Raw genomic sequence first — 20,892 nt, 5'->3', positions numbered from 1 at the left:
TTTTCATATACATATAGTCTAAGATTTGAAAAACAAGGTTAAGCGATAAATTGAAACATTTAATGTCTGACGCCGAGTTTTCTAAAATCTGTTATTGAATAGCAAGATGGTTAACCTACCCTTACAGCACGTGATGAGCAATTGAACGCATAAGACTTTGGTCGTATTGAGAGTCCCAGCTAAAGTGACTACATTGCATGGGAAACAGACATTTTCGACGGACAAAGGACAGCATCATGGCTGAAACGAGCAACTATCAAATGGCGATTGATTTACTGTGTTGCCACTTAGGTCTCTCTGAAGATGAAGCTAAACAACAATTGGGAATTGGCAGTACACCATCCGCGCAGCAGCAAATATCTGACACGCAACAAGCACTGATGGGGCTGATGCAAGAAAAATAGCCGTTAGCAAGGCTGGCGAGAGTTTATGCTAGCTAAATTGAAACAGCGCCGCTCATGGCATGATGGGTGGCGCTGTTTTGTTTGTGTTGCCTACAATGACCGTGATTAATCTCGCGGCGGCGCTGGCGATAGTACTTCGCGATTACCATTATGGCCGGGAGCGCTCACAATACCTTGTGCTTCCAGCTGCTCTACAATTCTTGCAGCGCGGTTGTAACCGATTTTAAATCGGCGTTGCACTCCTGAAACTGAACCTCGACGCGTTTCCACTACATGTTCAACCACTTGATCAAATAGCGGATCCACTTCTTCATCACTTTCCATCTTCTCACCGGGTAGCAAGGCTTCTGGTCCTTGGTCACCATAAGTGATCTCTTCTATGTAGTTCGGCTTACCGCGTGCTTTCCAGTTGTTTACCACCGCATGCACATCTTCATCCGAGGCAAACGCACCGTGAACCCGGATCGTGTGGCTAGAACCCGGTGGTAGATAGAGCATATCGCCCATACCGAGCAGTGATTCCGCACCACTTTGGTCCAAAATAGTTCTTGAGTCGGTTTTAGTCGAAACGGTAAACGCAACGCGCGTCGGAATATTCGCTTTGATTAAACCGGTGATCACATCAACCGATGGGCGCTGAGTGGCCAAAATAAGGTGAATACCCGCAGCACGAGCCTTTTGTGCCAAACGCGCGATCAACTCTTCTACTTTTTTACCCACCACCATCATCAGATCAGCAAATTCATCAACAACAACGACAATGTAAGGCAGTTTTTCCAGCAGTGGCGGTTCACTCTCCATACTGTCACCTTCTCTCCACAAGGGATCGTGGATAGGATGACCAGCAGCAGCGGCCATTTTTAGCTTATCATTGAAGCCTTTAATGTTACGCACACCAAGCACAGACATTAATTTATAACGACGTTCCATTTCACCCACACACCAACGTAAAGCATTTGATGCGTCTTTCATGTCAGTCACGACTTCAGCTAGCAGGTGAGGAATACCCTCGTAGATCGATAGCTCTAACATTTTCGGGTCAATCATAATAAAGCGAACGTCTTCTGGGCTCGCTTTATAAAGCATGCTGAGGATCATCACGTTGACCCCAACCGACTTACCTGAACCTGTAGTACCAGCCACCAACACGTGCGGCATTTTGGCTAAATCCGCGACCAGTGCTTCGCCTGCAATGTCTTGCCCTAAAACGATGGTCGTGGGTGATTTCGCTTCTTGGAATTGACGGCTTTTTATAACATCTGACAAATAGACGGTTTGACGACTCATGTTTGGCAGTTCAAGACCAACATAAGGTTTACCGGGGATCACTTCAACCACCCTCACCGCCATTGCCGATAAAGAACGCGCCAAATCCATCGATAGGCTAGAAATACGGCTCACTTTTACGCCTGGAGCTAAATCTAATTCAAAACGAGTGATAACCGGCCCCGGAAAGATATCAACCACTTGCGCTTGGATTTTGTAATCCGCGAGTTTAGATTCAACCAAACGAGCAACCTCCTCTAATGCCTCTCGGTCAATAAAGTGTTCACGCTTTTCTGGGTGATACAGAAGCTCTAACGTCGGTAGTGGCTCCGTCGGTTTAGGCAGGTTAGTTTCTTTTTGCATTAAAAACGGATTTTGCTTGGCCGCCATATTGGCCTGAGCCGAAGACACCATGTTCTGAAAAGCCGTCACATCGCTATCTTGCTGGCCTAACGGTGGCTCGTCATCTTCTGACATCACATCAAGATCAGCAGCCAACGCTTGATCTGATTCATCTTCATCCAGCACATCCAAATTGGAAATAACCGGTTCAACACGCGACACATCAAGATCAACTTCTGTCATCGTAAGCGACGGATCGCTCACCTCTTCGTCCTCTGCCCATGCATATTGCTGAGCCTCTTGACTAGCATCGAGGTCGGCACTGGCTAATGCTTGATGCCCATTAGCTCTTTGATCTACCCAGTCTGCCGATGAAAGAGCAAGGTCATCCTCTTCCAACGCAACAGATTCTAACTCTTCAATCGTTGCACTAAGCTGCTTGCTGCGATCAAATGGCGCCTCATCTGAGTGAGTTTCACTGAATTCAGGAGAAGTGTTAGCCTGAGTTTTGGCCGCTGGCATGTGAATATTAAAACGTCTTGGCGAGTGAGTCTGTTCCAGCTCTTCTTCAACCTCTACCGCAGGCGTGTATTGCTCGGCCCCAAACGCATCGAGGGCTGATTTGACATATTCTTCATTTGGCGAACTAGACTCAACAACGGCTAAGTCTGCGGATGATGATTCAAGCGGCGACAATTCCATTGGCGACAAAACGGGCGCAATATCTTCATCTTTCTCACCACGTAATCGATTGATCAACGCAACGCCAAGAGAAATACTCATCGTGCCTAACCATTCCACGATGCTTAGCCAGGAGATACCCGTTAGCAGCGTAAAACCAGCACCCCATAAAAAGAGCAATACTAAGGTTGAGCCTAGTAAATTAAGCGTTGGCAGCGCCAAACTGGTTAAGACATCCCCAATCACACCACCAGATGAAAAATACCAAATATCGTCAAAGTTGATATCCGCAAGGCCACAACTGGTCAAAATCAAGATGGTTAAGCCGAGTAAACGCGTTCCCCACAGCACAAAATCAAGGGGTTCATTCTCTTCTCTTTTACGCAGAAAAACCCATGCTAGTACGGTAATCATGAGCGGTATTGGGTAGGCCAGCGATCCAAAAATAAAGAACAAGGTATCGGCAATCCATGCGCCAATAATACCGCCTGCATTTTCAATATCGCCTCCCCACGCGGTTTGCGACCATGAAGGATCGGCGGGACTAAATGTTAATAAAGCGATGGAAAGAAGCACAGAGGCAAGCACAGCGACAATAAGCCCGCACTCTTTCAGACGTTGCGATCCATTGAGGCGTGAAGACTGAGGCTCTTCGCTGGTCTTAATAATGGTCTCAACTTTATTTTGGTTCTCTTTGAACATAAACCTAGATTCTGATTAACGCCAACACTCAAGGTTTATTGCGGCTTGATGCGTTGGTTTGGGTGAAAACAGTCCGAGCGGCAAAAGCCGCTCGGTTTGTTGTGTGATTTAACCACATCAAGGTTAAAAACCCAATTGGCGAACGTCAGAATGTGGAAAGAAGTACCACTATTCAGACAATCTGGCGTTATCGAGTTTTGATAACCAACTGGTTACTTTGCTTCACTTCTTCCATCACAACATAAGTGCGAGTGTCATTGACTCCGGGCAAACGCAATAGCGTATCACCCAACAATTTACGATACGCCCCCATGTCAGAGACTCGAGTTTTGAGAAGATAGTCAAAATCACCCGAAACAAGATGGCATTCTTGAATGTCATCCAGTTTTTGAACCGCAGTATTAAACTGTTCAAACACATCAGGTGCACCGCGATTCAATGTAATTTCCACAAATACCAACAGCGAAGCATCAAGATATTGTGGATTCAACAACGCGGTATAACCGGTAATGAAACCTTGACGCTCTAAACGACGTACACGCTCTAAACAGGGGGTTGGAGATAAACCCACTCGTTTTGATAATTCTACATTCGAAATACGACCATCTTTCTGCAATTCATTCAAAATATTGCGATCGATACGGTCTAAATCCTTGGACGGCCTTTTATAGTTGTCTGCCATTTTTTATTCCACCTTATTACTTCCTTGCAAAAATATATACTACAACTTTTTAATATTCAGTATCAAATTTTACACATTCACATCTATACTAGTCACAAATTCGAAACAACAACCCTACATATAGTTATAACAACCAAAAAAACCTAAGGAGTCAGGATGATCATTGGAGTTCCTAAAGAAATCAAAAACCACGAATATCGTGTGGGCATGATTCCCGCAAGCGTGCGCGAACTTGTCTCACACGGTCACCAAGTTTATGTTGAAACAAATGCCGGTTCCGGCATCGGCTTTTCAGACGATGATTACATCGCTGTAGGCGCATCCATTCTTCCTACTGCTTCTAACATTTTTGCGAAAGCAGAAATGATTGTTAAGGTCAAAGAACCTCAGGCCGCTGAACGAGCAATGCTCCGCGAAGGCCAAATTTTATTTACCTATTTACATCTAGCTCCAGATTTTCCACAAACTGAGGAGCTAATCAAGAGCAAAGCTGTCTGTATAGCCTACGAGACTGTAACAGATAATATGGGTCACTTGCCACTATTAGCACCAATGTCTGAAGTCGCTGGTCGAATGTCTATTCAATCAGGTGCGCAGTGTTTAGAAAAATCACACGCGGGCTGTGGTTTGTTACTGGGTGGTGTACCCGGAGTCGCACCAGCAAAAGTGGTGGTGATTGGTGGTGGTGTAGTCGGTGCTAACGCAGCCAGAATTGCCGTCGGAATGCGTGCAGATGTGACGATTCTCGACCGAAGTGTTGATATGCTGCGTAAACTCGATGAAGAATTCCAAGGTCACGCTAAAGTCGTGTATTCAACAAAGGATGCGATTGAAAAATACGTCCTCGAAGCCGATTTAGTAATAGGCGCAGTACTGATCCCCGGAGCAGCAGCTCCTAAACTCGTAACTAAAGATCTGATTTCTAGAATGAAACCTGGCTCTGCGGTCGTTGATGTGGCAATTGACCAAGGCGGCTGCTTTGAAACCTCACATGCTACCACTCATGATGACCCGACCTATATCGTTGATGACGTCGTTCATTACTGCGTCGCAAACATGCCAGGCGCTGTGGCTCGCACATCAACTTTCGCCTTGAATAACGCTACGTTGCCTTACATTGTTAAACTGGCCAATAAAGGTTATCAACGTGCATTATTAGAGGATAAAGGATTCCTAGAAGGTTTAAACGTGATACACGGTAAAGTCACCTGTAAAGAGGTCGCCGAGAGTTTCAACCTTGAATATCTTGACCCATCTGAAGCTATCGCTCTGTTTAACTAACGATAACAATTTGCGGTAAAGCTCTCAATTCTTAGCCAAGTGCGTCATGCGCTTGGCTTTTATTTTTTATAAGCGTGAACCAATATATTGCGTGGCGTTACTTTCCTAGCGCAAAACTGCTCAATCTGCACCTCATAGCCTTGCTCTTGAAGATAAAGTGCCTTATCCAATACCAACCAAAGCTCAATCATGCGGCGAAATGCCTGTTGTACTAAGCCTATCCTTTCCATCTGCCAAAAACGCTGCTTGCCTTTACGTTCATAAGCAGGCCAATCCACTTCTGGTAATACGATGCCTTTTTGTGCCGCCGCCCAATAACAAAAAGCTAAAAATCCTTCGGCTAGTTGTGATTTTTTGAGGCTCGGAATTGGGCAATATTGATGATGCCCAAGCTCAGATCTTAGCAACAAATCAAAACTCAAACGAAACGTCATTTCTTGCAAACGATGACGGCGAACCCGCTCTCCCCCCGTAACGGTTTCTTGCAGCGGAATACGTAGCTCTTCTTTGGACAAGGCAAGAGAAGAAGTACGACCGTAGCTGGACATGGGTTGGTAGCTATCGGCTTTGATTAAATGGTAGCAACATGGTGAAAACGTAATCGCAGGCAAGCGATGAGCAACGGAATATTCAAGTAGGCGAACATGGAGATCACCACAGGCATGTAAAGCGACGGCATGTTGATTGGTATTGAAAACGCCAAACGCTTGCGGCTCAAAAGCGTCCCCTTGAATAAATTGCATCGGAAGATCATGTTCATCGGCGCAAGCTTGTCCTGCATGGCAGAGCTGCGACTGATATTCAAAACTAGTGACTTTTTGTTTTGACTGTGCTGCGATAATTCGACCTAAAAAGCCTTTACCCGCGCACCACTCTAGCCATTCCGTTCCTGAATGCCTAGAGAGGAGTGATTCGCTCATTAAACGAATTTGTTCTAGCTTTCTGCCAGGGATCCCCTGCTCTAAGTAAGGGCTGAGTGCTTGCTGAGTATTACGAGGGGCATCTTGAAGCCTAATCATGATATCCGCTTCTTTTAACCCCTCGATATACGGATGAAGTTGCTCAATGAGCGCTTGCGGCGATGACTTTAAGCTATCGATACTGTCCAAAGATAGCGTTTGCAACCACTGATCCAGCCTATGGTCTGAATGTTTCCAAGGTGAACTGTCTAAGCCACTATGATGAAAGGGCTCAAATCGCCAAAAACGTTGGTTTTCAATTAAAAAAGCATCGATATGTTTGAAAAGCGCGCGCATACATCCCCCCTAGAAAGGCCAATTCTAGGAGGTGATGGTTTAATTAGAAAGTGTTTCGTTTTAAATGATCGAAATTTGCTTAACGAACTGGCAATTCAATGTCTTTAAACATCTCTTCTATTTCGATATTCGATTTTAACGAGGTAGCCCGTTCGACGACAGGGCGAGTAAGATGAGGCGCGAAACGTTCCATAAAGTCAAACATATAAGAGCGCAGGAATGTGCCTCGGCGAAACCCAATGCTAGTCGTGCTCGCACCAAAAAGATGGCTGGCATCAATCGCGATAAGATCGGTGTCGCGTGATTTATCTATCGCCATACTTGCGATAACACCCACCCCAATTCCCATTCGGACATAAGTTTTTATCACATCCGCATCGGTGGCGGTGAAGACAACTCGCGGCGTTAACCCTACGCGATTAAATGCAGTGTCTAACTCTGAACGACCAGTAAAACCAAACACGTAAGTGACCAATGGATACGCGGCTAAATCCTCAATCGTTACCCGTTCTTTTTTTGCAAGAGCATGATCTTTAGGCACAACAATAGAACGGTTCCAATGATAACAAGGTAGCATGATGGCATCTTGGTACAGATGAAGCGCTTCTGTTGCTATCGCAAAATTAGCGGTGCCTTTTGCAACCGCTTCCGACATCTGACTTGGAGTGCCTTGGTGCATGTGTAGCGACACTTTCGGATAACGCGCAGTGAATCCTTTGATTACATCAGGTAACGCGTAGCGAGCTTGTGTATGAGTCGTTGAAATATTCAGCGTACCCATCTCAGGGTGCGTATGCTCCCCTGCCACGGCCTTAATGCTTTCCACACGTGAAAGGATCTCTTGTGAGATACGAATAATATCTTCACCTGCACCCGTGACTTGTGTCAGGTGCTTACCGCTACGCTCAAAAATTTGAATACCCAATTCATCTTCGAGTAAACGAACCTGTTTACTAATGCCTGGCTGAGAGGTATAAAGGCTTTCCGCAGTTGCTGAGACATTCAGGTTGTGATTAACCACTTCAACAATATATTTTAACTGCTGTAACTTCATTATTGGCCCCGTAATCCATTATCAAAGATCCAGATCTTTCAATCATAGTTTATAATTATTAGTTATAACGCTTAACACTCTCAATTCAAAGCTTGATGATTCAAGAGCGAAGAAAAAAGTAAGTATTTTGCGTAGCTGACTAAATTTTTGCCAACTATCGCCCAATCTAAGCAATAAAAGGCAGTTTTTAGGGGTCAAAACAGGAATAATAAAAATAGTCAATTTGAAGGTGTAGTGATAACTAAGGATCGTGTATTCTTAATTGCTAGCCACTGAATTCTAATAAAGATACGGATTATATGAATATAGGTTTAATCATTGCTCTTGTAGCAGTCTTGCTGGTGTTAGTCCTTGGCTATAACATCATGCTTCAATACAAAGTAAAGGTCGAGTCAGCTAAAAAGCAGGAGTCGACTCGATATATCGCCATTATTGATGCGACAGAAGACCTTATCGGCAACGCACACCACATGCCGTTTAGTAAAGAACTCTTAGTGTGTTTAAATACCCGTATCCTTGATGCCCTACTTAGTATGTATGAGCTTGACCCGAAAAATAAGCAGTTGGCACAACGCATTGAGCATATGAAAGGGCAAATTAAGCATTTACAAGAAAACCACCCAGGTGGTGACAGTACAACGTTTAAAGTACCCACCAGCGATAAACAAGCTTTGATTATGCTTAAACTAGTGAAACGTTTAAGAGACACGATTCGTAGTGAGCACAATAAAGGACGTTTTGAAACACAATCTTACGTCGCTGAAAATGCGCGTCTAGAAACAATACAAATTCGAATCAACATTGAAAATGTTGTTAAGCGGGCAAATGATTCGATCGTTCGTGGGCAACCCGGAACTGCGATTCAGCTATTGCGTAAAGGGATCGATGTTCTGAGCTCAAAAAATGATGCTTATTCCAATCAAGCTCGTGAAAAACTTCAGTCAATGTATGATGACTTAGAAAAACGACGCCAAACAAAAAGTGCAACGGATCTTCAACAAATTGAAGATAACGAGAGAAATAGTGATATGGAAGCACTGTTTGGTGAAAAGAAAAAATGGTAGCCCATTATTTTTGATTAGGAAGTATTTTTAAGGTCGCATAAGCGACCTTTTTCATACAACAACGTAAAGAAAACATTAATTTAAATTAACGTATCATTTATCGCTTTTAGGACTTCATCCGGTCTTGTTGCCTGAGTAATTGGGCGACCGATGACTAGATAATCTGAACCAGCTTTTATGGCCTCACTCGGAGTCATAATACGTCTTTGGTCTCCTGTTGCAGAACCAACAGGACGAATCCCTGGCGTAACTAATTTAAACTCTTGACCAAGATGGCTCTTAAGCATGTGCGCTTCTTGAGCTGAGCATACCACTCCATCTAACCCTGCATTTTGAGTTAGGCTAGCCAGACGCATTACATGCTCTTTAGGCGCAACATCGATGCCAATACCACGAAGATCAGGTTGTTCCATACTGGTTAGTACTGTGACAGCAATAAGTAGTGGTCTATCGTTGCCATAAGGTTCAAGAATCTGGCGAGACGCCGACATCATTCTCTCCCCACCACTGGCATGAACATTCACCATCCATACGCCAAGCTCAGCCGCCGCACGTACGGCTTTAGAGCACGTGTTGGGAATATCATGAAACTTTAGGTCTAAGAATACCGAAAAACCTCTTTTGTGTAGCTCACGCACAAAATCGGGACCAAACAGGGTAAACATCTCCTTACCCACTTTTAATCGACAGCTGCTGGGGTCAATTTTATCAACAAAAGCTAACGCTTCCGCTTGTTGCTCATAATCCAACGCGACAATTACTCTCTGGTCTTTCATTTTCACTCCTAAAATAATTAAGCTAAAAAAATGCAGCTTTCATAAGCTGCAGTTTTCGAGTCGATCAGTAACTCCAGTACATGAACTCTATTCACCATCCAAACCACGGATAGGTTTAATTGAACCCCAATTCTTACATGATGGGCAGTGCCAGTAGAGAGAATGAGTTGAGAAACCACACTTTCTGCATCGGTAGTGAGGTTTTACTTTTAGTTGCTCACCTACCAATTTTTGCAAGGTCGACAAGCTCTCTTTCGCTCGACCTTCCTCTGCTTCGATGAGATGGTAGTCAATTAAACGGTAGAAGCCCTTCATGGTCGGATTTTTAACCAATTGCCGTGTCAAAAGTTCCTGTGCAGCTCCAGCACCATCATGTTGTGCCACCAACTGTGCGAGCATCAGTTCAGCTGACACTCCAGCTTCATTGATAATGCACTCGCGTAAAAACTCAACAAGTTCACCCTCTTTCCCAATATGGTGATAGCATTCAGCAAGCGTAGGCAATACCTCGCCGATAAAATCAATGTCCTGCTCCAAGACCATTTGCATATACTGGATTGTATGACGGTAGTCATCATTTTCAAGATACAGCTTACCTAAAGAGATCGTTGCGCGTACACACTTCGGATCTTCAGACAGCGCTTTTTTAAGATATTGAATCGCTTTGCTATCGCGTCCTTCAGCCTTCTCTTGCATTGCAAGTTCACACCAAAAATGGGCTATAACACTGTGCATCCTTTTTCTGCCTAATTTTACCAACGCATAAGCGTAATCGATAGCTTTATGCCACTCTCGAGTCTGTTGGTAAATAGAAACCAATTGTTGCAACGCCGCTTCTTTGTGTTCGGGCTCTTCAATCAGTTGTTCAAATATTTTTTCAGCGCGGTCGAGAAAGCCTGCCACCATATAATCTTTTGCCAATTGTTGTAAGGCGAGATTTTTTTGGTCAATAGTAAGACTTGAACGAGATATGAGATTTTGATGGATGCGGATAGCACGATCAACCTCTCCTCTTGAACGGAATAAGTTGCCCAGCGCTAAGTGGGTATCAATCGTTTCATTGTCTACTTGGAGTAGCTCGATAAAATGGTCAACGGCCTTATCTGATTGATCAGAAAGCAGCAAGTTAAGACCCGTCACATACTGACGAGAAATTTGGTGAGAGTGTTTCTGCTTGTCTTGCTGAGCACTGCGATTTCCCATATACCAACCGTAGGCGGCGGCAATCGGTAATAGCAAGAAGAGAATTTCTAACATCAAGTCAGCCTTTATTTCACTACGCTTTACTTGTTACAGCGTTGTTCTCTGCTGTTTGCTTTTTCAGTTGCTTATTCAACTTTCTAACTTGCAACTGAGACTTGAAGTAGAAGCTACTGCCAAGCAAACAAGCAAGTAAAAAACCAGAGACAAAGACAGTGCCAAGTAAAGTAGACAGGTGAAATTCGCCTTGAGCGATCAAATAGTTAAACGTCACAACTGCTTGATTTTGAGCCCCTAATGCTAAAGCAATCAAAAAAAGTGCAAGAATTAGAACGATTTTTATAATTTTCATATGCCACTACCTATCCAGTATTGATCTGGTCTGATTATGCAGGAAAATGGCCTTACAAACCATGTCTATTATGGATTCCTTTCTTAAAAAAACGGCATACTTAAACTGTATGCCGTTTTTTAGAATACTCTCTAAATCGCTTTAGATATTCTCATTAACTCGCTCACGTAACTCTTTACCTGGCTTGAAATGAGGGACGAATTTGCCATCCAACACCACTTTATCACCGGTTTTAGGATTACGACCTACTCTAGGCTCACGATAGTGCAAAGAGAAACTACCAAATCCGCGAATTTCGATTCGCTCTCCGCTTTCTAAAGTTGATGCCATATGTTCAAGAATATCTTTCACAGCGTCTTCAATTTCTTTAGCAGATAGGTGCGTTTTCTCAGCACAGAGTCTTTCTATCAATTCAGACTTAGTCATAGTTTCCCTCATTACTTATCAAAGTAGGCACTAACTGAAAAAAAAGGAGCCTTACGGCCCCTTTTAGCGAGTTAGATTATTCGCCTTTAGCAGCCTTGAATGCATCAGCCATAGCATTACCAAACGCACCTTCATCAGCTTTGTTCAGAGTAGCCATTGCTTCTTGCTCATCAGCTTCATCTTTAGCTTTGATAGATAGGTTGATTACGCGGTTTTTACGGTCTACACCAGTAAATTTCGCTTCAACGCTGTCACCAACGCTTAGGACTAGAGACGCATCTTCAATACGGTCACGAGATGCTTCAGAAGCACGGATGTAACCTTCAACGCCGTCTACAAGTTCAATTGTAGCACCTTTCGCGTCAACTGCAGTAACAGTACCGTTAACTAGAGTACCTTTTTTGTTATCAGCAACATATGCGTTGAACGGGTCGTTTTCCATTTGCTTAACGCCAAGAGAAATACGCTCACGCTCTGCATCTACTGCTAGAACAACTGCAGAGATTTCATCGCCTTTCTTGTAATCACGTACCGCTTCTTCTCCAGGAACGTTCCAAGAGATGTCAGATAGGTGAACTAGACCGTCGATGCCGCCGTCTAGACCGATGAAGATACCGAAGTCAGTGATAGACTTGATCTTACCAGTAACTTTGTCGCCTTTAGCTTGCGCTTCAGCGAATGACTGCCATGGATTAGCTTTACACTGTTTAAGACCTAGAGAGATACGACGACGCTCTTCGTCGATATCAAGAACCATAACCTCAACTTCGTCGCCAACATTAACAACTTTAGATGGGTGGATGTTCTTGTTAGTCCAATCCATTTCAGAAACGTGTACTAGACCTTCAACGCCTTCTTCGATTTCAACGAAGCAGCCGTAGTCAGTTAGATTTGTTACACGGCCAGATAGTTTATGACCTTCTGGGTAACGCTTAGCGATAGCTACCCATGGATCTTCGCCAAGTTGCTTAAGACCTAGTGATACGCGAGTACGATCACGATCAAACTTAAGAACTTTAACTAGGATTTCGTCACCAACGTTAACGATTTCTGATGGGTGTTTAACGCGTTTCCAAGCCATATCTGTGATATGTAGAAGACCATCAACACCACCAAGGTCAACGAATGCGCCGTAGTCAGTAAGGTTCTTAACGATACCTTTAACTTCAGTGCCTTCTTGTAGAGTTTCAAGAAGTTCGTCACGTTCAACGCTGCTTTCTGATTCGATAACAGCACGACGAGAAACAACAACGTTGTTACGTTTCTGGTCTAGTTTGATAACTTTGAACTCTAGCTCTTTGTTTTCTAGGTGAGTAGTGTCACGGATAGGACGCACGTCAACAAGAGAGCCTGGAAGGAAAGCACGGATACCGTTTAGTTCAACAGTGAAGCCACCTTTAACTTTACCATTGATAATACCAATAACAGTTTCAGCTTCTTCGTAAGCTTTCTCAAGAACGATCCAAGCTTCATGACGCTTAGCTTTCTCACGAGAAAGTTGAGTTTCACCGAAACCATCTTCAACAGCGTCTAGAGCAACGTCTACTTCAGAACCAACTTCAACTTCAAGTTCGCCAGCAGCGTTCTTGAACTGTTCAGCAGGGATAGCAGACTCAGACTTAAGACCAGCGTCAACAAGAACGAAACCATTCTCGATAGCGACTACAGTACCTTTAACGATTGTACCTTGTTGAAATTGTGTTTCGTTTAAAAACTCTTCAAAGAGTTGAGCAAAAGATTCAGTCATTTATTTAATCTTCAATAATTAAACTTCCATGGGTATCCTACCGCATGGGGTTATTAAATTCGCCAGTCATCATCCTTGCGACCGACGCTCTTACCTAGCAGAACTACTCTGCCAGCTTAGATTCTACATATTGTAATGCTTCTTCTACAACTTCGTCGATAGACATTGAGGTTGAGTCAAGCAATAGCACATCCTCTGCAGGGCGTAATGGGGCCACTGGGCGGTTACGATCTCGGTCGTCACGCTCTTGGATCTCGCTTAAAAGGGCGTCAAACTTAACATCTAGCCCTTTGAGTTGCAACTGCTTAAAGCGACGTTGGGCTCGCTCTTGCGCACTGGCATCGAGGAATATTTTCACTTCTGCTTGAGGAAACACAACTGTGCCCATATCACGTCCATCAGCAACCAGTCCCTGCCCTTTCGCAAAGGCTCGTTGGCGACGTAATAATGCCTCACGAACTCTAGGCAATGCCGCTACTTTTGATGCCGCCATTCCTGTCTCTTCTTTGCGCAATTCTTTCGATACGTCCTCACCTTCAAGAATCACTCTAACCAAGTCGCCTTCTGCGATAAATTGGACATCTAAATGTGTCGCCAGAGGAACAAGCGCTTCTTCCGACTCCGTATCCACACCGTGGTGAATCGCCGCCAATGCAAGAACGCGGTAAATAGCTCCAGAATCGAGCAAATGAAAGCCTAATTTCTTAGCCAACAACATACAAAGAGTGCCTTTACCTGCACCACTTGGTCCATCTACGGTAATTACCGGAGTGTGAGAGGACATGATTTACTCCACTTAGTTTTTATGCGGCTTGCTTGCTCGCTTTTGTCGGCGACAAATTATAGTGCTTATCCGTTACAGGCGCTAGGAAGGAATGGTGATATGACTGAAATTTCACAGTGATACAAGCGTCGCTTTTAGGGGGCGACGCTTTTGATAGAGACTTTTATAAAATGATACGCTCAGCGTTTTGCCTGACAGTAGCGGCACCAATGCCTTTCACCAAGCTCAGATCTTCTTTGGTTTTAAAATCGCCATTTTGTTGACGATATTCAACAATCGCTTGTGCTTTTTTAAGTCCAATACCTTTCAACAAAGTAGCAATTTCCTCAGCGGAAGCCTGATTTATATTAACCGTAATTTCAATGCCTTGGTGCGTTTCTACCACCTTTTCTTCTGCTAATGTCGGTGAAAGAGGCAATACGATACTTAGAAGTAACAACCCGAGTTTTGTTTTCAATTTCATATGAACATTTCCTTGTTTATTAATGGGTACCAATATTAATTGAGCTTGGAAATGAGAGGGAATCAAAAAGGTAGAAATTGAAATGGGCTGCATAAGCAGCCCATTTTGAGTTTCATATCAATTACATTACTAGCCTTTATTGGCTCACAACATAATATTCAATGTCTGTATTTTTACGCAAAGTTGTAAGTATCGCAGCCAAATCACGTTGGCTACCGATGCGCTCTAACTGAGCCGTAATTTGATCGTTGTACTGAGGTGTGACTTTAGCCTCAACCTTATGTAGTTCAACAAGAACAATATCACCGTTCATTGCTTTCGCTTGACCGTAAACCACACTATCTGTAGCGGGTTTAGGGAGAGAAAACACCGTACTCGCCAATGGAGAGCTACGATCAATCATTTCCAACTCAGCAAATTTTAACCCACGCTGTTCCAATAAGGATTGGTCACCTTGCTTTAGGGTATCAATCAATTTTGTGGCTAACTCAATCGCTTGTTGTTCGCCTTTGACTTTAGAAAGCTGAGTAACCACTTGCTCTTTCACTTCAGCCAAAGGAAGAACTATTTGTTCCCGAGCATCATCAACACGAACAACGATAACATGTTCTGGGGCAACTTCTAATACCTCAGAATTGAGCCTATCTTCTTTTACCTCTGGGCTTAGAAGAGCTTGAAGAACAGCTGGATTTTTAAGAATTTCAGGCGCATCTTGCTGAGAAATAAAATCGGTTTTCTGAATCTTAGCTGAGATAGCGTTTGCTGCTTCATCCAGAGAGTCAGGTGATTCAAATGCCACTTTTTCTAGCTTAGTCTGCAACTCATAAAACTGATCAGCGGCCTTTTGGTCTACCATTTCAGCTTTGATTTCAGAGGCAACCTGTGCGTAGGGCTGTGCGATAGGGGCTTTAACATCATCAAGACGGATAATGTGATAGCCAAATTCAGATTTGACCAACCCTGTGATATCCCCTATCTGTTCGATAGCAAAGGCTGCTTGTTCAAAAGCTGGGTCCATCACATCATGTTCAATCCAACCTAGCGAACCACCCTCTTCTGCGCTTCCTACGTCTTCTGATTTTTCTTTCGCTAAAGTCGCGAAATCAGCGCCAGCATTCAGTTCATCGAGAATTGCCTGTGCTTTAGTTTTATCATCACCTTGAACCAAAATATGGCTTACTTTACGTTGTGCTTGAGTGGAGTATTTGTCTAAATGCTCTTGGTAGTACTGCTCGGCCTGTTCATCAGACACTACAATTTGGTCTTTCAATTGTTGGGCAGAAAGCTCGATATAAGCCACTTTAACCTGCTCTGGACGGGTATAGCGCTCTGCATTTTGTTGATAATATTGAGTAATTTCTTCATCACTCAACTCAACATTTTTAGCAAAGTCGCTGAGTGACAATGTGAGCGCACGGATATCACGGGTTTGAGAGATCAGTTCACTTTGCTGATTAACCTCACCCTGCAACGTAAATTCACTACCTTGGATAGCACTAAGTAACTGGTTACGGATAAGATCACGACGTAGATATTCTGCAAAGCTTTCAGCAGAGAAACCTGCACGGCGAAGAGCCGCTTGATAGATTTCTTGGTCAAACTTACCGCCTGTCTGGAATTGAGGCATGTCTAAAATCATTTTACGAACCTGATCATCGCTCACTCGTAAACCTAGTGATTGTGCATGCTGCTCCAACAATAAATCGTTAACCATACGATCAAGCACTGACTTACGAAATGACTCGACATACTGAGGATCAGCGAGCAAGTTAGCAAAATAATCCCCTAATTGGGATTGCATGCGATTGCGCTCGTTCTGGTACGCTTGTTCAAATTCACCACGGCCAATCTCACTATTGCCAACTTTAGCCGCAGCATTACTGCCACCGCTGACCAAGTAGCTACCGACACCTGCGAATACGAATGATAAGATAATCATTCCTAGAATAATTTTCACCGCGATGCTGTTCACGCCTTCGCGTAATCGATCCATCATAATCTAACTGCTCTCCGGATAAGAAGCTTCACACTTCAGCCTAAAAATTGAATAGCGCGATAATATCAGAAAAAGAAATGCGCATCAGTAGGATGCGCATAATTTCAAAAGGTTCGAATTAATTTTGCGCTTAAGCCGCAAAAAATAACGATTTTGATTAGTTGCAAGCGTCTTTAAGCGCTTTGCCTGCTTTGAAAGCAGGTACTTTTGCTTCTGCGATTTGGATCTCTTCACCCGTTTTAGGGTTACGACCCGTGCGCGCTGCACGAGTGCGAACGCTAAATGTACCAAAGCCAACAAGCGCTACTTGATCGCCAGATTGAAGAGTGCCACTAACGGCTTCGATGAATGCATCAAGAGCACGGCCTGCCGATGCTTTAGAGATGTCAGCGTTTTCTGCGATTTTTTCTACTAATTGTGTTTTATTCACTGTGATTCCCCTTTGCGTCACCCATTATTATTTTTTAACGGTGACTTTTCGTTCCATTAAGTTCCCAAACTAGCTTGAAGCCTTATTACATCTGGGCTGCAAGCTATAGGGGCTTACGTTAGCGCCCAAAAAAAACGCTGACAAGCCTTTTTAAGCCTATCAGCGTGATCTTTTACTTATTTTTGCTGCACATCACTATTTTTTAGCTTCAAATTCAACCCCAGAAGGGTCTCGTTCAAGTGCGATCTTCAAAACTTCATCAATCCATTGAACGGGAATGACTTTTAGATCAGCAATCACATTTGCAGGGATCTCTTCCAAATCACGCTCATTCTCTTTTGGGATCAATACGGTGGTGATACCACCACGATGTGCTGCGAGCAGTTTTTCTTTCAAACCGCCGATAGGTAATACTTCACCACGCAACGTTATCTCACCCGTCATCGCGACTTCCGCTTTCACAGGATTACCCGTCAAGCTAGAGACAAGCGCCGTACACATAGCAATACCCGCGCTTGGGCCATCTTTTGGTGTTGCGCCTTCTGGCACGTGAACGTGAATGTCACGCTTTTCATAGAAATCAGCGTTAATCCCTAATTTCTCGGCGCGTGCGCGAACCACCGTCATCGCAGCTTGAATGGATTCTTGCATCACCTCGCCTAGAGAACCAGTTTGCGTCAACTTACCTTTGCCAGGCATTGATTCGGTTTCAATAGTCAGCAAATCACCGCCTACTTCTGTCCATGCTAAACCCGTAACTTGGCCAATTTGGTTACTGTCGTCGGCTTTGCCAAAATCACAACGTTGCACACCTAGAAACTCTTTTAAATTCTCTTGGTTGGCTACCACGGTTTTTATGTCTTTATTCAACAAGATTTTCTTCACCGCTTTACGGCAAATTTTTGAAATCTCTCGCTCTAAGCTTCGTACGCCCGCCTCACGTGTGTAATAACGGATAATACCAATGATGGCTGAATCTTCGATAACAATTTCATGAGGCTTCAAACCATTCCGCTCAACTTGCTTAGTCACTAGATGGCGTTTAGCAATATTCAGCTTTTCGTCTTCTGTATATCCGGAAAGGCGGATAACTTCCATACGGTCAAGCAGCGGACCTGGGATGTTCATTGAGTTTGATGTCGCAACAAACATGACATCAGACAAGTCATAGTCCACTTCTAAATAGTGATCGTTAAAGGTGCTATTTTGTTCAGGATCAAGCACCTCCAACAATGCGGAAGATGGGTCACCACGCATATCTGAAGACATTTTGTCGATTTCATCAAGCAGGAACAGTGGGTTTTTCACGCCAACTTTCGCCATTTTTTGAATCAACTTACCCGGAAGAGAACCGATGTAAGTACGGCGGTGACCACGAATTTCTGCTTCATCACGCACTCCACCTAACGCCATACGGGTATATTGTCGACCTGTTGCCGCCGCTATCGAGCGGCCAAGAGACGTTTTACCAACGCCCGGGGGACCAACAAGACACAAAATTGGCCCTTTCAGCTTGTTGATACGACTTTGTACCGCGAGATATTCTAAAATACGCTCTTTGACACGATCTAAACCGTAGTGATCGGCATTTAAAATCTCTTCAGCTTTTGCCAAATCTTTCTTAACTTTTGAACGTTTTGCCCAAGGAACATTGACCATCCAATCAATATAGCTACGCACAACGGTTGCTTCTGCAGACATTGGAGACATCATCTTCAATTTCTGCAGCTCTTGTTCCGTTTTTTGGCGCGCTTCCTGCGGCATTTTGGAATCGTCAATCTTCTTCTTCAGCATTTCAAATTCATCAGGTGCGTCATCCATCTCACCTAATTCTTTCTGAATCGCTTTCATCTGCTCGTTGAGGTAATACTCACGCTGAGATTTTTCCATCTGCTTTTTAACGCGACCACGAATGCGTTTTTCAACCTGTAATAGATCGATCTCCGCTTCCATTTGTCCCATTAAAAATTCCAAACGTTCACTGACATCAACAATTTCGAGAACTTTTTGTTTTTCAATCAATTTCAATGGCATGTGAGCGGCGATGGTATCAGCCAAACGCGCTGCTTCATCAATCCCATTTAACGACGTTAATACTTCAGGCGGGATTTTCTTATTGAGTTTGATAAAACCATCAAATTGGTTGATTGCGCTGCGAACGACGACTTCCTGCTCTTTATCATCCAACTCAGGAGTGACAAGATACTGCGCTTCTGCGGAGAAAAATTCACGCTCGATGAAGCGATCAATTTTCGCTCGCTGTTGGCCTTCAACCAACACTTTCACGGTACCGTCAGGTAATTTCAGAAGTTGTAAAATCGTTGCAACTGTCCCGACTTCAAAAAGATCTTCAATTTTCGGTTCGTCGGTTTCCGCTTGCTTTTGTGCCACAAGTAACACTTGCTTGTTGTTATCCATCGCCGCTTCAAGGCATTGGATGGATTTTTCTCTGCCAACAAACAAAGGAATGACCATGTGAGGATAAACCACCACGTCACGTAGAGGTAGTACGGGGATCTCGATACGCTCGGAACGTTCCAAGTTCATATTATTCTCTCTTCCGCTTCAACTGATTACCGAGTATATGGGGGCTAACTCACTGGATTCAATAACAGAATAAAAAAAAGGAGGTATTTGCTACCTCCTTTAAATATTTCTGATTGAGATTTACTCTGCGCCAGCCGCTTGGCTCTCATTTCCGCTGTAAATTAGTAGCGGTTGTGATTCACCATTAATGACTGATTCATCGATAACCACTTTGCTGACATCGTTTACCGATGGCAGTTCATACATGGTTTCGAGTAGTACACCTTCCAATATAGAGCGTAAACCACGTGCGCCCGTTTTGCGGTTCATTGCTTTTTTTGCAATGGCGCGCAATGCGTCTTCACGAAACTCTAGGTCAACGTTCTCTAACTCAAACAAGGCTGCGTACTGTTTCGTCAGCGCGTTTTTCGGCTCACACAAGATTTGAATCAGAGCTTCTTCATCCAGCTCTGTCAAGGTAGCCGTTACGGGAAGACGACCGATAAATTCAGGGATCAACCCATATTTTACCAAATCTTCAGGCTCTACTTGATTGAACAACTCACCGATAGTTTTGGTTTCATCTTTAGAGCGAACTTCCGCACCAAAGCCAATACCTGAACCTGTCGCAACACGTTGTTCAATCACTTTATCTAGGCCCGCAAATGCACCACCACAGATAAAGAGGATTTTGGATGTGTCTACCTGTAAAAACTCTTGTTGTGGATGCTTACGGCCACCTTGCGGCGGAACTGAAGCTATAGTGCCTTCCACCAATTTCAACAGCGCTTGCTGAACCCCTTCACCTGAGACATCTCGTGTAATTGAAGGATTTTCTGCTTTACGAGAAATCTTATCAATTTCATCGATGTAGACGATACCACGTTCCGCTTTTGCAACGTCATAATCACATTTTTGCAGCAGCTTTTGGATGATGTTTTCAACATCTTCGCCGACATAACCTGCTTCAGTTAATGTGGTGGCGTCTGCCATTGTGAAAGGTACGTCTAGGAAGCGAGCTAATGTTTCTGCAAGCAGTGTTTTACCACTACCTGTTGGGCCAATAAGAAGAATATTACTCTTACCTAACTCAACCCCATCGCTCGTTTTATCACCGTTTCGTAAACGCTTGTAGTGATTATATACGGCCACTGCGAGCACTTTTTTTGCATGTTCCTGGCCAATCACATAGTCATCAAGATGTTCACGGATCTTATGCGGCGTAGGTAACGCCTCAGATTCCTTTTTTGGCAGAACATCCTTAATCTCTTCACGAATGATGTCGTTACATAAATCAACGCATTCATCACAGATGTAAACAGAAGGACCGGCGATCAGCTTGCGAACTTCGTGCTGGCTTTTGCCACAGAAAGAGCAATACAACAGTTTACTACTACCGCTCTCTTTGCTTTTGTCTGTCATTCGCTAACCTCTTAGCCTTTACTTTTAATCGTCTGAGT

The 20,892-nt window shown here is 43.8% G+C and carries 18 protein-coding genes; 3 read left to right on the top strand and 15 right to left on the bottom strand.

All coding sequences use genetic code 11. From position 1 onward, the window contains the following. The first annotated feature begins 236 nt into the window (after positions 1-236). The gene (locus AACQ75_RS11300) at positions 237-404 is read left to right on the top strand and encodes a hypothetical protein (RefSeq protein WP_017041998.1); all 168 of its coding nucleotides are present in this window, start codon (positions 237-239) and stop codon (positions 402-404) included. 105 nt (positions 405-509) lie between these two features. Here the strand turns inward: AACQ75_RS11300 and AACQ75_RS11295 are convergent, their stop codons facing one another. Together AACQ75_RS11295 and lrp are read right to left on the bottom strand one after the other, a co-directional pair. Continuing rightward, the gene (locus tag AACQ75_RS11295; protein ID WP_170888664.1) at positions 510-3,395 is read right to left on the bottom strand and encodes a DNA translocase FtsK; all 2,886 of its coding nucleotides are present in this window, start codon (positions 3,393-3,395) and stop codon (positions 510-512) included. 187 nt (positions 3,396-3,582) lie between these two features. Then, positions 3,583-4,077: a leucine-responsive transcriptional regulator Lrp gene (lrp, locus tag AACQ75_RS11290; protein WP_010317439.1), complete on the bottom strand. Its 495-nt coding sequence runs from the start codon at positions 4,075-4,077 to the stop codon at positions 3,583-3,585. Positions 4,078-4,233: 156 nt separating this feature from the next. Here lrp and ald point away from each other — a divergent pair, with 156 nt between their 5' ends. Then, on the top strand, positions 4,234-5,358 hold the full coding sequence (gene ald / locus AACQ75_RS11285; RefSeq protein WP_170888663.1) for an alanine dehydrogenase: 1,125 nt from the start codon (positions 4,234-4,236) through the stop codon (positions 5,356-5,358). Positions 5,359-5,417: 59 nt separating this feature from the next. Here the strand turns inward: ald and AACQ75_RS11280 are convergent, their stop codons facing one another. Then, a complete protein-coding gene (locus AACQ75_RS11280) occupies positions 5,418-6,614 on the bottom strand; it encodes a methyltransferase (RefSeq protein ID WP_170888662.1) in 1,197 nt (398 codons plus the stop codon). Positions 6,615-6,693: 79 nt separating this feature from the next. After that, positions 6,694-7,668: an HTH-type transcriptional regulator CysB gene (gene cysB / locus AACQ75_RS11275; protein ID WP_010317444.1), complete on the bottom strand. Its 975-nt coding sequence runs from the start codon at positions 7,666-7,668 to the stop codon at positions 6,694-6,696. Positions 7,669-7,967: 299 nt separating this feature from the next. Between cysB and AACQ75_RS11270 the strand changes: the two genes are divergently transcribed. Then, positions 7,968-8,732, top strand: coding sequence for a hypothetical protein (locus tag AACQ75_RS11270; RefSeq protein WP_013857174.1), 765 nt, complete (start codon positions 7,968-7,970; stop codon positions 8,730-8,732). Positions 8,733-8,812: 80 nt separating this feature from the next. Here AACQ75_RS11270 and pyrF read toward each other — a convergent pair whose 3' ends face one another. The 11 genes from pyrF to clpX form a co-directional block, all read right to left on the bottom strand. Continuing rightward, positions 8,813-9,508 carry an orotidine-5'-phosphate decarboxylase gene (gene pyrF / locus AACQ75_RS11265; protein WP_043004292.1) on the bottom strand — a complete coding sequence of 232 codons (696 nt, stop codon included), beginning with the start codon at positions 9,506-9,508 and terminating at the stop codon, positions 8,813-8,815. An 87-nt stretch (positions 9,509-9,595) separates the two neighbouring features. After that, positions 9,596-10,765 (bottom strand): lipopolysaccharide assembly protein LapB, encoded by a 1,170-nt coding sequence (gene lapB / locus AACQ75_RS11260; RefSeq protein WP_026028046.1) that lies wholly within the window; start codon positions 10,763-10,765, stop codon positions 9,596-9,598. 19 nt (positions 10,766-10,784) lie between these two features. Continuing rightward, positions 10,785-11,060: a LapA family protein gene (locus tag AACQ75_RS11255; protein ID WP_013857177.1), complete on the bottom strand. Its 276-nt coding sequence runs from the start codon at positions 11,058-11,060 to the stop codon at positions 10,785-10,787. 141 nt (positions 11,061-11,201) lie between these two features. Beyond that, positions 11,202-11,486, bottom strand: a complete 285-nt coding sequence (gene ihfB / locus AACQ75_RS11250) for an integration host factor subunit beta (RefSeq protein WP_010317449.1) — start codon at positions 11,484-11,486, stop codon at positions 11,202-11,204. Positions 11,487-11,562: 76 nt separating this feature from the next. Beyond that, positions 11,563-13,233 carry a 30S ribosomal protein S1 gene (gene rpsA, locus AACQ75_RS11245; RefSeq protein WP_013857179.1) on the bottom strand — a complete coding sequence of 557 codons (1,671 nt, stop codon included), beginning with the start codon at positions 13,231-13,233 and terminating at the stop codon, positions 11,563-11,565. Between the two features lie 103 nt (positions 13,234-13,336). Continuing rightward, entirely contained in the window at positions 13,337-14,017 is a 681-nt protein-coding gene (gene cmk / locus AACQ75_RS11240; RefSeq protein WP_170888661.1) for a (d)CMP kinase, read from the bottom strand. A gap of 163 nt (positions 14,018-14,180) precedes the next feature. Beyond that, positions 14,181-14,480: a ComEA family DNA-binding protein gene (locus AACQ75_RS11235; RefSeq protein ID WP_017044597.1), complete on the bottom strand. Its 300-nt coding sequence runs from the start codon at positions 14,478-14,480 to the stop codon at positions 14,181-14,183. Positions 14,481-14,616: 136 nt separating this feature from the next. Beyond that, entirely contained in the window at positions 14,617-16,476 is a 1,860-nt protein-coding gene (gene ppiD / locus AACQ75_RS11230) for a peptidylprolyl isomerase (RefSeq protein ID WP_094125589.1), read from the bottom strand. 157 nt (positions 16,477-16,633) lie between these two features. Next, positions 16,634-16,906: an HU family DNA-binding protein gene (locus AACQ75_RS11225; RefSeq protein ID WP_026027116.1), complete on the bottom strand. Its 273-nt coding sequence runs from the start codon at positions 16,904-16,906 to the stop codon at positions 16,634-16,636. A gap of 195 nt (positions 16,907-17,101) precedes the next feature. Beyond that, complete coding sequence (gene lon / locus AACQ75_RS11220; RefSeq protein ID WP_013857184.1) at positions 17,102-19,453, bottom strand: endopeptidase La; 2,352 nt, start codon at positions 19,451-19,453, stop codon at positions 17,102-17,104. 120 nt (positions 19,454-19,573) lie between these two features. Next, a complete protein-coding gene (gene clpX, locus AACQ75_RS11215; protein ID WP_013857185.1) occupies positions 19,574-20,854 on the bottom strand; it encodes an ATP-dependent protease ATP-binding subunit ClpX in 1,281 nt (426 codons plus the stop codon). Positions 20,855-20,892: the final 38 nt, after the last annotated feature.

The sequence above is a fragment of the Vibrio sp. B1-2 genome, assembly GCF_963888445.1.
In the GTDB taxonomy this organism is placed as follows: Bacteria; Pseudomonadota; Gammaproteobacteria; order Enterobacterales; family Vibrionaceae; genus Vibrio; species Vibrio anguillarum.
Note: the sequence above shows the minus strand (reverse complement) of the source record. Positions and strands in the feature narration are given on the sequence as shown.

Bases quoted from the DNA above. Each gene is read 5' to 3' on its own strand.
- AACQ75_RS11300 (WP_017041998.1), top strand. From the start codon at position 237: ATGGCTGAAACGAGCAACTATCAAATGGCGATTGATTTACTGTGTTGC.
- AACQ75_RS11295 (WP_170888664.1), bottom strand. From the start codon at position 3,395: ATGTTCAAAGAGAACCAAAATAAAGTTGAGACCATTATTAAGACCAGC.
- lrp (WP_010317439.1), bottom strand. From the start codon at position 4,077: ATGGCAGACAACTATAAAAGGCCGTCCAAGGATTTAGACCGTATCGAT.
- ald (WP_170888663.1), top strand. From the start codon at position 4,234: ATGATCATTGGAGTTCCTAAAGAAATCAAAAACCACGAATATCGTGTG.
- AACQ75_RS11280 (WP_170888662.1), bottom strand. From the start codon at position 6,614: ATGCGCGCGCTTTTCAAACATATCGATGCTTTTTTAATTGAAAACCAA.
- cysB (WP_010317444.1), bottom strand. From the start codon at position 7,668: ATGAAGTTACAGCAGTTAAAATATATTGTTGAAGTGGTTAATCACAAC.
- AACQ75_RS11270 (WP_013857174.1), top strand. From the start codon at position 7,968: ATGAATATAGGTTTAATCATTGCTCTTGTAGCAGTCTTGCTGGTGTTA.
- pyrF (WP_043004292.1), bottom strand. From the start codon at position 9,508: ATGAAAGACCAGAGAGTAATTGTCGCGTTGGATTATGAGCAACAAGCG.
- lapB (WP_026028046.1), bottom strand. From the start codon at position 10,765: ATGTTAGAAATTCTCTTCTTGCTATTACCGATTGCCGCCGCCTACGGT.
- AACQ75_RS11255 (WP_013857177.1), bottom strand. From the start codon at position 11,060: ATGAAAATTATAAAAATCGTTCTAATTCTTGCACTTTTTTTGATTGCT.
- ihfB (WP_010317449.1), bottom strand. From the start codon at position 11,486: ATGACTAAGTCTGAATTGATAGAAAGACTCTGTGCTGAGAAAACGCAC.
- rpsA (WP_013857179.1), bottom strand. From the start codon at position 13,233: ATGACTGAATCTTTTGCTCAACTCTTTGAAGAGTTTTTAAACGAAACA.
- cmk (WP_170888661.1), bottom strand. From the start codon at position 14,017: ATGTCCTCTCACACTCCGGTAATTACCGTAGATGGACCAAGTGGTGCA.
- AACQ75_RS11235 (WP_017044597.1), bottom strand. From the start codon at position 14,480: ATGAAATTGAAAACAAAACTCGGGTTGTTACTTCTAAGTATCGTATTG.
- ppiD (WP_094125589.1), bottom strand. From the start codon at position 16,476: ATGATGGATCGATTACGCGAAGGCGTGAACAGCATCGCGGTGAAAATT.
- lon (WP_013857184.1), bottom strand. From the start codon at position 19,453: ATGAACTTGGAACGTTCCGAGCGTATCGAGATCCCCGTACTACCTCTA.
- clpX (WP_013857185.1), bottom strand. From the start codon at position 20,854: ATGACAGACAAAAGCAAAGAGAGCGGTAGTAGTAAACTGTTGTATTGC.